Origin of the sequence: Peribacillus sp. FSL H8-0477 (genome assembly GCF_038002765.1) — a bacterium.
GTDB lineage: Bacteria > Bacillota > Bacilli > Bacillales > DSM-1321 > Peribacillus.
Window position 1 is genome coordinate 2120702 of record NZ_JBBODE010000001.1, and the last position, 14346, is coordinate 2135047.

A 14346-nucleotide genomic window follows, 5' to 3' on the forward strand; every position below is an offset into this window, starting at 1 on the left:
GCGATTTGAAATCTGTTTAGACAAGTCATCTATTGATGAACGTACAATCCTCCAATTAACAGTTCCGTTTGAATTTCAATATATTCTTCAAGTGTATATGCCTTCTGCAGTGCCCACCTTCGGAACCCCCACATTTGACCCTGAACAAAAATATTATGAGCAACAAGGCTGATTTCTTTCTCTGAAAGACGCAGCTCTCCGTTTTCTACACAATGTGAGATAACTACTTCAAACATCTTAACCATCTCTATTTCTTTATTTAGTACATAGGGCAAGGCATCTTTTGAGAGGGACTTCGCTTCTTGATACATAACAAGTACCTCATCCTGCATGTCGTCCATCACTTGAAAAAAATAGGCAATCGTCAGCCGTAAGTTTTCAATGGTTCCTCGATTTTGATGAACCTCTTTCTGAAGCCGGTCTTTTACTTCATCATAGATAAAATCGCAAACTAAATATAAAACATCTTCTTTTGTTCTAATGTATTCATAGAGTGTTCCAATACTGAAGCCTGCTGCTTTAGCAATCTCCCTAGTTGTCGTCCGGTGGAAGCCTTTATCCTTAAACAGCGTTACCGCTCCTTTAATCATTTGCGTCCGTCTCATCGAGACAAGCTGTTCATCCTTTACGGATGCGTGAACTTCTCTTTTCTCCATACTCTACCGCCTTTTGCATATGAGCCTGCTCCGGCGTAACACTGCCGGAAACAAGTCATCTTACTAGGTTATTTCGTCAGCATTCTTGAAATAACCAGCTTCTGAATCTCCTGGGTTCCTTCGTAGATCTGCGTAATCTTTGCATCCCGCATAAATCGTTCAACAGGATAGTCCTTTGTGTATCCATAACCGCCAAAAACCTGAACAGCTTCCGTTGTCACCTTCATAGCTGCATCCCCAGCAAATAGTTTTGACATTGCAGACTCTTTTCCATATGGAAGACCCTCTGATTCAAGCCAAGCAGCTTGATAGGTTAGAAGTCTAGCAGCTTCTACACTGGTTGCCATTTCAGCTAATTTAAAACCGATTCCCTGCTGAGCCGCAATTGGCTTTCCGAATTGTTCCCTTTCCTTGGCATAGTCAACCGCTGCATCTAGTGCGCCTTGAGCAATACCGACTGCTTGGGCAGCTATACCATTACGCCCGCCGTCTAGTGTCATCATGGCGATTTTGAATCCTTCGCCTTCTTTCCCTAATAAGTTTTCCTTTGGCACCCGGCAATTTTCAAAGATTAATTCCGTTGTAGGTGACGAACGAATCCCTAGCTTTTTCTCTTTTTTCCCTACACTAAATCCTTCAAAATCCTTCTCGACAATAAAAGCAGACGTTCCTTTTTGTCTTGATGCCGGATCCGTCAAAGCAAAAACAACATATGTATCAGCTATCCCGCCATTTGTAATAAATATTTTCGTTCCATTTAAAATATAATCATCACCATCTGCAACAGCCGTTGTTCTCATAGCTCCCGAATCTGAACCAGATCCCGGCTCGGTCAAGCCATATGCACCAATGGTTTCCCCTTGTGCCATTGGTCGAAGATATTTTTGCTTTTGTTCCTCTGAACCAAATTTATAAATCGGCCATCCAGCAAGTGAAGTATGTGCAGATAAAGTAACCCCTGTTGATGCACAGACCTTGGACAATTCTTCAATTGCAATACAATAGGCTAAATAATCGCTGCCAATTCCGCCGTATTCTTCGGGCCAAGGTATTCCAGTCAAACCGAGTTCGGCCATTTTTTTAAATATGTCCATATCAAAGCGTTCTTCTTCATCTCGTTCTGCTGCAGTTGGGGCCACTTCATTCTTGGCAAAGTCCCGCACCATTTTTCTGATCATTTCGTGTTCTTCTGTTAATTTAAATTGCATAGTGATTATCTCCCGTCTCTGATTAGATGTTTTGCAATAACGATGTGTTGGATTTCGCTGGTACCTTCATAAATCTCCGTAACCTTTGCATCACGAAAATAGCGCTCGACCGGATAGTCCTTGGTATATCCGTAGCCGCCATAAACTTGGATGGCTTCACTTGTTACGTCTACTGCCGTTTTCGAAGCAAACAGTTTGGCCATGGAAGCTTGCTTCCCGCATGGGAGTCCTTGAGCGCGGAGGGCTGCTGCTTGATAGACTAATAATCTTGACGCTTCAACCGCCGTGCCCATATCCGCCAGCTTAAATCCGATACCTTGCTGGGCGGCAATGGGTTTACCGAATTGCACACGTTCTTTTGCATATGAAACGGCATGATTAAATGCCCCCTCAGCAATTCCAAGTGCTTGCGCTGCTATTCCAATTCTGCCGACATCAAGATTAGCTAGGGCAATTTTGAATCCTTCCCCTTCTTCTCCAAGCAGATTTTCTTTTGGTACCATCATGTTTTCAAAGGTCAGCTGAACTGTGCGTGAACCAGATAAGCCCATTTTGTGTTCATCTTTACCAATGATTAACCCCGGCGTGTTTTTTTCAACAATAAATGCAGAGATTCCTCTGCTGCCCTCATCCGGGTTTGTAGATACAAACACAATGTACACATCTGCTTCGCCGCCGTTTGTAATAAATATCTTTGACCCATTTATCTTATAAAAATCGCCATCTCTAACAGCCTTTGATTTTAGACTTCCAGCATCTGAACCCGCACTCGGTTCAGTCAGACAAAATGCTCCCAAATATTCCCCGCTCGCGAGCTTTGGTACATATTTTCGTTTCTGACTTTCATTTCCAAAATAGACAATGGGGCTGGTTCCGACAGATGTATGTACGGAGAGAATAACGCCTAAAGTTGGACTAACCACAGAAATTTCATGAATCGCAATAATATAGGAGATGAAGTCCATTTCCGCACCACCGTATTTCTCAGGTACCGGAATGCCCATTAACCCAAGCTCACCCATTTTTTTTAAGAGTTGTCTTGGAAATTCTCCATTCTCCATATTCTCAACAAAAGGAGCAATTTCTTCTCGTGCAAACTCTCGGACCATTTTACGCATCATTTGCTGTTCATCTGTAAAGTGTAAGTTCAAAGTAATACCCCCTGCCCTGATTCTTGTTAGTTATATTCGTAAAAACCACGGCCGGTTTTTTTACCCAGCCATCCAGCTTTTACATATTTACGTAATAACGGACATGGCCGATATTTATCATCACCAAAGCCTTCATGAAGCGTTTCCATTATATATAGACAAGTATCCAAACCAATAAAGTCAGCTAGTGTCAGTGGTCCCATCGGATGGTTCATCCCTAGTTTCATCACATTATCAATGTCTTCCTTGCTTGCAACCCCTTCATACAAGGTATACACGGCTTCATTTATCATAGGCATGAGGATTCTGTTTGCCACGAAGCCAGGAAAATCATTGACCTCTACTGGTACCTTTGATAACTTTTTCGCCATATCCTCAATGGCTCTGTATACTTCATCAGATGTAGCTAACCCACGAATAACCTCAACTAATTTCATCACTGGCACTGGATTCATGAAATGCATACCGATAACCTGCTCTGGCCGCTTGGTTGCAGCTGCAATTTCTGTAATAGGCAGCGATGATGTATTCGTAGCAAGAATCGCATGTTTTGGGGCGATTTCGTCTAACTGGGTAAATAATTTGGACTTTATCTTCATATTTTCAATGGCTGCTTCAATGACTAAATCCACACCTGCAGCATTTTGTATATCCGTAGAGGCTGTTAGTCTTGATACTATATTCTGTTTTTCCTCGTCTGATATCTTTCCTTTTTCCACTTGGCGGTTAAGGTTTTTGGAGATACTTTGAATGCCTTTTTGAACAAATTCATTCTTTAAATCATGTAAAATCACGTCATATCCGCTCATCGCGCATACTTGTGCAATACCCGATCCCATCTGACCAGCACCAATTACTAACACTTTTTCAATAATCATGTCGTTCTCCCCCTAGTAAGTTATGACTTTGGTACTTCGATTAAGATCGCATCGCCCTGGCCTCCGCCGCTGCAAATGGCTGCTATCCCTAAGCCCCCGCCGCGTCGCTTTAATTCATGCATTAATGTAATAATAATTCGAGCACCGCTTGCTCCAATTGGATGACCAAGTGCAACAGCACCGCCATTGACATTTACTTTTTCTAGGTTTATCTTCGCGATCTTCCCACTTGCCAAAGCAACTGCAGCAAAAGCTTCATTTACTTCGAATAAATCAATTTCATCTAGTGTTTTTCCAGTCTTTTTCAATAATGTGTTAATGACAAGTCCCGGAGTTTTGGGAAAATCCTTTGCTTCTGTTGCGACTTCTGCATGACCAATAATGTATGCGAATGGTGTTTTCCCTTCCCTCACTGCACGTTCCTCACTCATTAACACCATTGCACCTGCACCATCATTTACTCCAGGTGCATTCCCTGCTGTTATACTTCCTTCTTTATTGAACGCTGGTCCTAATTTCGCTAGCTTCTCAATGGAAGTATCCTTACGCGGCGCTTCATCATGTTCAACTATTACGGGCTCTCCTTTACGAACAGGCACTGTTACTGGGATAATCTCTTCAGCTAGAATCCCTTCTTCTATTGCCTTTACAGCTTTTTGATGACTTTGAAATGCCCAGTTATCTTGCTCTTCACGAGTTAACTCGAGTTCTGTGGCTGTGCTGTTTCCATACGTACCCATATGTGCACCCGTAAAACTGCAGCTTAACCCATCATGAATCATCAAATCTTTCATTGGAGCGTCCCCCATTCGCAGTCCCCATCTAGCCTTTGGAAGGAAATACGGTGCATTGCTCATGGACTCCATGCCGCCGGCTACAATCACTTCCTCATCACCAGCTCGAATGATTTGATCAGCAAGTGTCACACTGCGCAGACCAGAAGCGCATACTTTATTAATCGTTTCTGTTTTGATTTCCCAAGGGATACCAGCATGTCTTAATGCCTGACGAGAGGGGATTTGTCCCTGCCCTGCCTGAAGGACATTCCCCATAATCACCTCATCTACCTGACTTCCCTCTATTCCTGCTCTTTGTAAAGCCTCTTTAATGGCAATACCGCCAAGCTCCGAAGCTGTAAGGGTGCTTAACCCCCCGCCAAATTTTCCAAATGGTGTCCGAACACCGCTGATTATTACTGTTTTCGTCATCGAATAGTCCCCCTTTTAAATGTTTTTTGTTTCGTCGACTGAACGCTCGCTCATGACGAAATCAAAAATACATGTAAGCGCTTTATCATAGTTTACATGAATTAATTGAAAAAATTAAATAATAAGTTAATTATTTCTAAAAAAATACCTGCTTCCTTCTAAAAAAGAAGAATGATGAAGCAGGTACATGTTTATTTATGATACTAGGGTTTTTAGTTCACCCATGAGTGACTTCTCAAGCAATTCAGCCACGTCATAAGTCCCGACGCTTTCTTCAACTTCTTTCGCCTTTGTTCCGTCAGAAATCATTGTTAAGCAATATGGACAGCCTGAACTGATGATTGATGGCTCAACTTCTAACGCTTGCTCCGTACGAGCTACGTTAATACGGTGACCTGTTTCTTCTTCCATCCACATCAACCCGCCGCCGGCTCCACAACACATTCCTTTTTCACGATTCCGTTCCATTTCAACAAGCTCGACTCCCGGAATGGCTCTTAAGATATCACGTGGTGGATCATATACTTCGTTATACCGGCCTAAATAACAAGAATCATGGAAAGTAATTTTTTCATTAACAGGATGCTTCGGTACAAGCTTTCCTTCTCTAACAAGCTCAGCCAGTATTTCCGTATGATGATACACTTCTGCTTTAAGACCGAAATCAGGGTACTCATTCTTAAAGATATTGTACGCATGCGGATCAATCGTAACGATTTTTTTCACTTCATTCTTCTCGAACTCTTCGATATTCTTAACAGCTAGGTCCTGGAAAACAAATTCATTACCAAGACGACGCGGTGTATCTCCAGAATTCTTTTCTTTATTGCCTAAGATGGCAAATTTCACACCGGCTTCATTTAATAATTTGGCAAAGGAAAGTGCGATTTTTTGGGAACGGCTGTCGTATGAACCCATTGAACCTACCCAGAATAAATACTCAAATTCTTCCCCCGCTTTATTCATTTCTTTAACGGTTGGAACGTGAACATCGTCGCGAATTTCTCTCCAGTTTTCTCTTTCTTTGCGGTTTAAGCCCCACGGATTCCCTTGACGCTCAATATTGGTCATCGCGCGCTGTGCATCCGGGTTCATTTTCCCTTCATTCAGCACTAAATATCTTCGCATATCAATAATCTTATCTACGTGTTCATTCATAACCGGACACTGGTCTTCACAGTTGCGGCATGTCGTACATGCCCACAGCTCTTCTTCTGTAATTACTTCGCCAATCAGGCTGGCACTGTAAGTCTCAACTGCTGCTGCTGACTCCTGTTCCCCTTGTGAAGCACTGGCCAGTGCCAGTTGGTTTCCCTGAGTATTACCGAAAACAAACGTCGGTACCCAAGGCTGCTTTTGTGTAATAGCCGCACCTGTATTGGTTAAATGATCTCTCATTTTAATGATGAGATCCATCGGTGACAACATTTTTCCTGTACCTGAAGCAGGACACATATTCGTACATCTTCCGCACTCTACACAGGCATATAAATCTACTAATTGATATTCGGTGAAATCTTGTATCGTTTTAGCTCCATAAATCACTTCTTCATTTTCATCTTCAGGCTCTTCTTCAAAGTTGATTGCTTTCAACTTACCTGGGTTATCCAGACGGTTAATGAATACATTCAATGGACCTGCAATAAGATGGAAATGCTTCCCTTGAGGGATATAAACCATAAACGTCAAAATCGTAATTAAATGCAGCCACCATGCAACATAAAAGACAACGATAGCGGCCGTTTCTCCGATCCAGCCAAATAAGAAAGCGATTCCTGAAGCGACTGGTTCTGACCAAGCTGCCTCATGTCCATGCCAAATCATGGCCATTCCATTACCAGTTAAAACAGTAACCATGATTGTGGTAATGAAAATAACAACAAGTCCTGCTTTAAAGCCTCGTTTTAACCGAACAAGCTTTTCAATATAGCGACGGTAGAAAGCCGCAAAAATAGCTATCAGCACAACGAGCGTTATGATTTCCTGAAAAAACGTAAAGGCCGGGTAAAGTGGGCCAAGCGGTAAATGGGCACCCGGTTTAATCCCTTTTATAATAAAATCAACAGCGCCAAATTGGACCAAAATAAAGCCGTAAAAAAGCATGGTGTGGATTATCCCGCTTTTTTTATCTTTAAATAGCTTTTTTTGTCCAAATACAAATACCATGATTTTTCCAAGTCGTTCTTTCACTCGTTTATCAAACTCTACTTTTTTTCCGAGCTTTACATAAGCCGTTCTTGTCCGCAATAAATAGGTAAATAAGCCAACTCCGTAAGCGATTACAATTATTGTTGCGGCTAAATTAATCCATAGTAATCCATTCATGTGTAACGCCCCCTCCTGACTTCACAATAGACCAGGTATTTTCAATTAATTTTGAAAATCTGGCATTTTCTGATATTGATTACTTTTATTATATAATGAATGAGCATTCAGTCAACTTTTTTCTTCCAAATTTAGTTTTTTTTTGATTTGATAATACCGAGTACAATCCTGCAATTCTGTGCAGACTAGGCAGATGAATGAGTTGAAGGAGATGGCTGTCTTGAAAGGAATTATTCTAGGCGTTCTACTAGTCATACTTTTTTTATTATGGTTGCTCCTAGACTTTACATGGGGACGCCATGTCCACGTCAAAGGGAAACAAAATTTCAGCCATCCTCAACGCCACAGTAATATTCATATCTTCACATCTGGAATCGACTTATTTGAGGACTTTTTCAAAGAAATTAAACAAGCTAAAAGACACATCCATGTCCTTTTTTATATTGTAAAATATGATCAATTTAGTCAGGATTTTTTAAATCTCCTGCAAAGTAAGGCAAAGAATGGGTTAGAAGTTCGGCTCATGGTTGACTGGATGGGAGGGTTTCGAATTCCCTATAAACGGATTAAGGAGTTACGAAAAAACGGTGTCTATTTTGCCTATAGCTGCAGGCCAAATCTCCCCTTTATCTTTTATTCTCTCCAAAAACGGAACCACCGAAAGATCACTGTTATCGACGGACAAATTGGTTATCTTGGCGGCTTCAATATTGGAAAGGAATACATCGACATGGATCCCATCCTTCACCCATGGCGTGACTATCATCTAAAGCTCCAAGGCGAGGGTGTTCAGGATCTGCAATTTGAATTTTTACATGATTGGTTAGCTGCAACGAAGGAAAATTTCCTATCCAATAAGGCATATTTCCCCTTAACTTGCATTGGAAAAAGCAGACACCAATTTATCCCTACTGCCGGATTCGGCCTCGAGGAGACATTAACTACGCTAATTAAACAAGCTAAAAAAAGCATTATTATTGGTACTCCCTATTTTATTCCAAGTCCCGCTCTTTTTGAGACTTTACGATCAGCAATAAAAAACAATATCGATGTCAGAATCATTGTGCCTAAAAAAGCAGATCACGCATTTGTTAAAGAGGCTTCTTTTCCCTACTTTCGCATTCTTATTAAAGAAGGCGCAAAGGTTTTTCAATTTCAGAGAGGGTTCTACCATTCCAAAATCCTGCTCATTGATGATACGATTTGTGATATTGGGACAGCCAATTTTGACAGGCGCAGTTTATTTCTTAATTACGAAATGAACTGCCTTGTTTATGAACCAGAATGTATTCAAGAGATAAAGGAAAAAATCCAAGAGGACATTAACTATTCCACGCCTTTACCCGCTGCTTCTCTAGCAAAGATTAAGGTACTTGAGTCAATAAAAGAAAAAATCGCCTATACACTATCGGCTTTTCTCTAGGTGAAAGGAGCAACTATGAACATTCGAATGGGGTATGTTTCAACCGCCCTCTCACTATGGGAGACCTCTCCCTCACGGACCATGACATTTAAGCGTTATGGCCAACTGACAAAAGAAGATCGCGACCGTCGGTTACTAGAGATCACTAAAACGAATTTAGAAAATACACGGAGAATCCTTTATTACAACACGGCTCATGAAATCCAACTCTATCGTCTATCAAGTTCCATCGTGCCGCTTGCCACGCATCCTGAAGTCAATTGGGACTTTATTACACCATTTAAAAAGGAGTGGAAGGAACTTGGGGACTGGATTAACAAACATCGAATGAGAGTAAGCTTCCATCCTAATCAGTTTACACTATTTACAAGCGGCAAACCATCAATAACAGAAAATTCTGTTAAAGATATGAATTATCATTATCAGATGCTTGAAGCAATGGATGTTCTCTCAAATGCTCGAATTAATATTCATGTAGGTGGGGCATATGGGGATAAAGATGCTGCTACAAAACGCTTCTATGAAAATATTATCTCTTTGCCAAAGCTGATTAAACAGCAAATGACGCTAGAAAATGATGACAAAACCTATACGACAAATGAAACACTAGCTATTTGCCAAACAGAAGGGATTCCTCTTGTTTTTGACTACCATCATGATCAGGCGAATTTAGGGAAACAATTATTTCACGAGCTGCTCCCAGCTATATTTGCCACTTGGGATCAAACAGGGATACCTCCTAAAATTCATATTTCTTCACCCAAAAATGAAAAAGCGTTCCGTTCTCACTCAGATTATGTTGATTTAGCCTTTATTACTCCCCTTTTGGTCGCACTTAAAGAAATCGACCAAGATGTCGACTTCATGATTGAAGCAAAAGCAAAGGATCTGGCCATGCTAAAACTCATTGAAGACATCTCAAAAATCCGAGGTGTCAAACGTGTCAGCGGAGGTATGGTGGCCTGGAAATAGTCAAAAAGCCATTCTGCTGTGAAAGCAGAATGGCTTTTTGGTGACCTTCTAGTTGCGGGACATTTGTTCTGGTGCAGAAACTCCGATTAAAGCTAATGCATTTTTCATAGTGATTTGAACGGTTTTAACCAATGCAAGACGGGCTTTGCTGCGTTCTGGCTGTTCTTTGTCTAATACTTTATCTGCATTGTAGAAGCTATGGAAAGTAGAAGCTAATTCATAAATATAATTAGTCATACGATGCGGCATCCGTTTTTCTGCGGCATCCGCAATAATCTGCGGGAACTCACCAAGTTTCTTCAATAGCTCGATTTCTTTTTCACTCGAAATCAGGCTGAAATCTACATTTTCATCATAATTAATCTGCGATTCTTCGCCTTGACGCAAGATGCTGCAAATCCGCGCATGAGCGTATTGTGCATAATAGACTGGATTATCATTCGATTGAGAAACTGCAAGATCTAAATCAAAATCTAAATGCGTATCGGCACTTCTCATTGCAAAGAAGTAACGCGTAGCATCTAGTCCAACCTCATCAATGAGATCGCGCATGGTTACAGCTTTTCCTGTACGTTTACTCATTTTCATTTTTTCGCCGTCTTTGAATAAATGAACAAGTTGAATAATCTCTACTTCCAGCTGTTCTTTATTAAAGCCAAGTGCTTGGATAGCTGCTTTCATACGCGGGATATAGCCATGATGGTCAGCACCCCAAACATTGATCAGCGTTTCGAATCCACGTTCTAATTTATTACGGTGGTAAGCAATATCCGGTAAAAGATACGTAAACGAACCATCTTGTTTAATTAGAACACGGTCCTTATCGTCTCCAAGCGCCGATGAACGGAACCAAGTTGCGCCGCCTTCTTCGAAAATATGACCTCTTTCTCTCAATTCAGAAAGAGCTTCTTCAATTTTCCCATCTTTATAAAGCGAAGTTTCCGAATACCAAACATCAAAACGAACGCGGAAATTCTCAAGATCTTCTTTTAATTTCGCCATTTCGTATTTCAAGCCGTATTCACGGAAAAAGCCAAAACGTACATCTTCAGCAACCGTTACATATTTATCGCCATAATCTGCAGCAAGCTGCTTCCCGATGCCAATAATATCAGCACCATGGTACCCATCTTCAGGCATTGGCGTGTCCATTCCAAGTGCTTGGAAATAACGAGCTTCAATGGAACGAGCTAAATTATTAATTTGATTTCCAGCATCATTTATATAGTATTCGCGTGATACATCATATCCTGCTTTTGCAAGGACATTACATAATGTATCCCCTACTGCCGCTCCACGAGCATGACCCAAATGCAAGTCGCCAGTAGGATTAGCTGATACAAACTCAACTTGGATTTTTTCCTTCTTACCAAAGTCACTTTCACCATATGCTTCTTGAGCGTCTAAGATCACAGGAATTAATTCTGTTAAATACGCATTATCCATATAAAAGTTAATGAAACCAGGACCAGCAATTTCAATTTTCTCAATGGATGCCTTCGAACGGTCAAAGTTCTCAATAATAGCTTCCGCAATAGCACGAGGAGCTTTTTTAGCCACTCTTGCTAACTGCATAGCCATATTCGTAGAATAATCACCATGTGATTTTTCTTTAGGAAGCTCTAAAACTACTGACGGAATTTGTTCTTCTGTAGCTAATCCAGCTTTAACTGCTGCATCTTTAATTTCTTGTTTTAACTTTTCTTGCACTTGTTCAACAATATTCATCTCTTACGCTTCCTCCTTATAGTTCAAATTCAATTCATATTGCCCTGGTTCTCCGCCCTGTACATCAAGTGTATACCGAAGACGCAATACCCCTTCATTGGTATTCTCGTTCCACAGATGCTCAATCGACTCTGTATGGGTACGCATGGGTAATGTTCCATATATACTTTCATAATGCCCGTTCGTGATTTCCGATGGGCGAAAAAGCTGCCTCATTTTAACCGCGCCATTTCTTAACAAAAGCGTTTCATACTCTTTAAACTTAATTGTAGTTTGTGTATCCCCTGCTTCTGTTTTTTCAGCATACTGAAAATAAAGAGCAGAGCCTTTCCTAAACTTCAAACCAGAAGTCTTCACTTCAAAATTCTCCGTTACACCCTCGTGCATAATCTTCGTTTGAAGAACAACTTTTATCTTTTGTTGTTTATTTTCATGAAGAGACAAACGTCACACATCCTTCATTTTCTCTAATAACCTTATAAGTATAAATTTTCTCGAGACAAGTTTCAACTTGAACTCGAATTTCTACCATTTTTCACGAATTACTTTTTATCCATACCTTATTTTTAAAAACAACTAGCTTTACCTGAAAAGTTGCCTGACGCAGCCTGGGTTGGACTGTTTTTGGCGTATTTTCTGCTCATTTGGGCTGGAAAGGTTGTTTGATCCGTTCAAGGCGAGGACTGATTTTCACATTTGGGAGTTGATTCGGCCCATTCTGCTTTTAATTCGGCCCTTTTTGCCAATCATTCGGCCCAAACGTGGAAACATTCGTCCCTTTTTCCGACTGATTCGGCCCAAAAATCCAAACTGCCTTTCTCAAGGGAAACTACTTTTTTTCTTTTCAAAAAAGTGTATCTTCTATTCTTTTGGCTTGAAAGGGTCGTTTGATCTAACATGGTGAGGCTGAATTCCCGCCATTTGAGAGTCAAGTCCTTATTATTGTGTAAATTTGTTAACAATGTTTTCATTTAAGATCAACACAACCGCTGATTTAATCACGGCATCAAGATTAGAATTCATAATGGAAAGTTTTAAAAGATCGATATCAAGGTTAAACTGTAACTGAGTCATTATATTCCCTCTTTTCAATGTGTTTTCATGGTGAAAACATTGTTTCCAAGAGCGAATAAAATGACTCTCTTTTTTTACACAATTATATGGACTTAATCTTGATTCGCCCCATCAAGCAAAACTACTCTTTTTCTTTTCAAAAAGGTGTATCTTCTGCTCTTTTGGGCTGGAAAGGTTGTTTGGACCATCATGGTGAGGCTGAATCCCCACCATTTGGAAGATGATTCAGCCCATTCTGCTTTTGATTCGACCCAAAAATCCAAACTGCTATTCTCAAGGAAAAACTATTCTTTTCTTTTCAAAAAAGTGTATCTTCTGCTCTTTTGGCTTGAAAAGGTCGTTTGATCCATCATGGTGAGGCTGAAATACCTCCATTTGAGAGATGATTCGGCCCATTTTGCTTTTGATTCGGCCCTTTTTGCCAATCATTCGGCCCAAACGTCTAACCATTCGGCCCTTTTTTCAATTGATTCGGCCCATCAAGCAAAACTACTCTTTTTCTTTTCAAAAAGGTGTATCTTCTGCTCTGGTGAGGCTGAAATCCCCCCATTTGATAGTTGATTCCACCCAAAGACCAGTCTGTAATTCTACTGATTCAGCAGCTACTTCTCCCTTCTGTTCAATTTCTGATACACTTCCGAGCCAACAAAAAAAAGGCTGCCTACTCAGCAGCCTTCCATTGTTATTTACGATTTTGAACCCAGCCAAGTATCATTTCGCGGATTAACTTGCTTGCTGTATTCGCTGTTTGTTCTGAAGGGTCATAGATTGGTGCTACTTCGACCAAATCACAGCCAACCACATTTAGTTTCGCATGTGATATTGCGTGAATGGAGGCAAGTAATTCTTTTGCGGTGATGCCTCCGCAGTCTACTGTGCCAGTTCCTGGCGCATGTGCAGGATCAAGGACATCAATGTCAATCGTTACATATACCGGGCGCCCTGCCAATTCCGGCAGTGCTTTTTTCAATGGCTCTAGAACTTCAAACGGTGAAATTTGCATGCCATTTTCCTTTGCCCACTTAAATTCCTCTTTGAGTCCAGAGCGAATGCCAAATGAATACACATTTTTTGGACCAATTAATTCGGCTGCTTTACGGATAACCGTCGCATGCGACAGCGGCTCGCCTTCATAATCCTCACGCAAATCCGTATGAGCATCCATGTGAATAATGGCTAAGTCCGGATATTTTTTGTGCATCGCTTTAATTACAGGCCATGTCACAAGATGCTCCCCGCCGATTCCCAGCGGAAATTTATCATCTGCCAGTACGCTATCGACGAATTCTTCAATCATGACCACACTGCGCTCTGGATTGCCAAATGGCAATGGAATATCGCCAGCATCAAAATATTTCACTTCTTCTAACTCTTTGTCTAAATAAAGGCTGTACTCCTCAAGGCCGATTGACACTTCCCGAATACGAGTTGGACCAAAACGAGATCCTGGGCGGAAGCTGACCGTCCAATCCATTGGCATACCGTAAATTACAGCTTCACTTTCCTCGTAATTAGGGTGACTCTTAATGAAAACATTGCCTGAATAAGCTGGGTCAAAATGCAATGAAATTCCTCCTTTTCTGTTCATAGAAAAAGGGAGAGCGCCTCTCCCTTTCAACGCGTTTTCGCTATTGTCCAGCTGCATCGCCTAGCTCACTGTGGAAAAGATGTGCGCCCTCAAAAGGCTTTCACCCTTTGCAAAACAAGGCGACTCCGCTTTTCT

At 41.1% G+C, this 14346-nt stretch carries 12 protein-coding genes; 2 read left to right on the forward strand and 10 right to left on the reverse strand.

Translation table 11 applies throughout. The annotated features are described in order from the left end of the window. Positions 1-29: 29 nt before the first annotated feature. From MHI18_RS10630 to MHI18_RS10655, 6 genes are all read right to left on the reverse strand, one after another. On the reverse strand, positions 30-656 hold the full coding sequence (locus tag MHI18_RS10630) for a TetR/AcrR family transcriptional regulator (protein WP_340847322.1): 627 nt from the start codon (positions 654-656) through the stop codon (positions 30-32). Between the two features lie 68 nt (positions 657-724). After that, on the reverse strand, positions 725-1864 hold the full coding sequence (locus MHI18_RS10635; protein ID WP_340847323.1) for an acyl-CoA dehydrogenase: 1140 nt from the start codon (positions 1862-1864) through the stop codon (positions 725-727). Positions 1865-1869: 5 nt separating this feature from the next. Continuing rightward, positions 1870-3015 carry an acyl-CoA dehydrogenase gene (locus MHI18_RS10640; RefSeq protein ID WP_340847324.1) on the reverse strand — a complete coding sequence of 382 codons (1146 nt, stop codon included), beginning with the start codon at positions 3013-3015 and terminating at the stop codon, positions 1870-1872. Between the two features lie 26 nt (positions 3016-3041). Further along, a complete protein-coding gene (locus MHI18_RS10645; protein WP_340847325.1) occupies positions 3042-3893 on the reverse strand; it encodes a 3-hydroxybutyryl-CoA dehydrogenase in 852 nt (283 codons plus the stop codon). Positions 3894-3913: 20 nt separating this feature from the next. Next, positions 3914-5101: an acetyl-CoA C-acetyltransferase gene (locus MHI18_RS10650; protein WP_340847326.1), complete on the reverse strand. Its 1188-nt coding sequence runs from the start codon at positions 5099-5101 to the stop codon at positions 3914-3916. Between the two features lie 195 nt (positions 5102-5296). Further along, positions 5297-7426, reverse strand: a complete 2130-nt coding sequence (locus MHI18_RS10655) for a (Fe-S)-binding protein (protein ID WP_340847327.1) — start codon at positions 7424-7426, stop codon at positions 5297-5299. 211 nt (positions 7427-7637) lie between these two features. Between MHI18_RS10655 and cls the strand changes: the two genes are divergently transcribed. Both cls and uvsE read left to right on the forward strand, forming a co-directional pair. Continuing rightward, a complete protein-coding gene (gene cls / locus MHI18_RS10660; protein ID WP_340847648.1) occupies positions 7638-8849 on the forward strand; it encodes a cardiolipin synthase in 1212 nt (403 codons plus the stop codon). A 15-nt stretch (positions 8850-8864) separates the two neighbouring features. After that, positions 8865-9821 carry a UV DNA damage repair endonuclease UvsE gene (gene uvsE / locus MHI18_RS10665; RefSeq protein WP_340847328.1) on the forward strand — a complete coding sequence of 319 codons (957 nt, stop codon included), beginning with the start codon at positions 8865-8867 and terminating at the stop codon, positions 9819-9821. Positions 9822-9869: 48 nt separating this feature from the next. Here uvsE and argS read toward each other — a convergent pair whose 3' ends face one another. The 4 genes from argS to speB all read right to left on the reverse strand — a co-directional run bounded on the left by argS (position 9870) and on the right by speB (position 14187). Next, the gene (gene argS / locus MHI18_RS10670; protein ID WP_340847329.1) at positions 9870-11549 is read right to left on the reverse strand and encodes an arginine--tRNA ligase; all 1680 of its coding nucleotides are present in this window, start codon (positions 11547-11549) and stop codon (positions 9870-9872) included. A 3-nt stretch (positions 11550-11552) separates the two neighbouring features. Continuing rightward, positions 11553-11993: a DUF1934 domain-containing protein gene (locus MHI18_RS10675; RefSeq protein WP_340847330.1), complete on the reverse strand. Its 441-nt coding sequence runs from the start codon at positions 11991-11993 to the stop codon at positions 11553-11555. 495 nt (positions 11994-12488) lie between these two features. Beyond that, positions 12489-12623 (reverse strand): hypothetical protein, encoded by a 135-nt coding sequence (locus MHI18_RS10680; protein ID WP_340847331.1) that lies wholly within the window; start codon positions 12621-12623, stop codon positions 12489-12491. A gap of 682 nt (positions 12624-13305) precedes the next feature. Next, positions 13306-14187 (reverse strand): agmatinase, encoded by an 882-nt coding sequence (gene speB / locus MHI18_RS10685; protein ID WP_040374763.1) that lies wholly within the window; start codon positions 14185-14187, stop codon positions 13306-13308. Positions 14188-14346 lie beyond the last annotated feature (159 nt).

Bases quoted from the DNA above. Each gene is read 5' to 3' on its own strand.
- MHI18_RS10655 (WP_340847327.1), bottom strand. From the start codon at position 7,426: ATGAATGGATTACTATGGATTAATTTAGCCGCAACAATAATTGTAATC.
- uvsE (WP_340847328.1), top strand. From the start codon at position 8,865: ATGAACATTCGAATGGGGTATGTTTCAACCGCCCTCTCACTATGGGAG.
- MHI18_RS10680 (WP_340847331.1), bottom strand. From the start codon at position 12,623: ATGACTCAGTTACAGTTTAACCTTGATATCGATCTTTTAAAACTTTCC.
- MHI18_RS10635 (WP_340847323.1), bottom strand. From the start codon at position 1,864: ATGCAATTTAAATTAACAGAAGAACACGAAATGATCAGAAAAATGGTG.
- argS (WP_340847329.1), bottom strand. From the start codon at position 11,549: ATGAATATTGTTGAACAAGTGCAAGAAAAGTTAAAACAAGAAATTAAA.
- MHI18_RS10630 (WP_340847322.1), bottom strand. From the start codon at position 656: ATGGAGAAAAGAGAAGTTCACGCATCCGTAAAGGATGAACAGCTTGTC.
- MHI18_RS10645 (WP_340847325.1), bottom strand. From the start codon at position 3,893: ATGATTATTGAAAAAGTGTTAGTAATTGGTGCTGGTCAGATGGGATCG.
- cls (WP_340847648.1), top strand. From the start codon at position 7,638: ATGGCTGTCTTGAAAGGAATTATTCTAGGCGTTCTACTAGTCATACTT.
- MHI18_RS10650 (WP_340847326.1), bottom strand. From the start codon at position 5,101: ATGACGAAAACAGTAATAATCAGCGGTGTTCGGACACCATTTGGAAAA.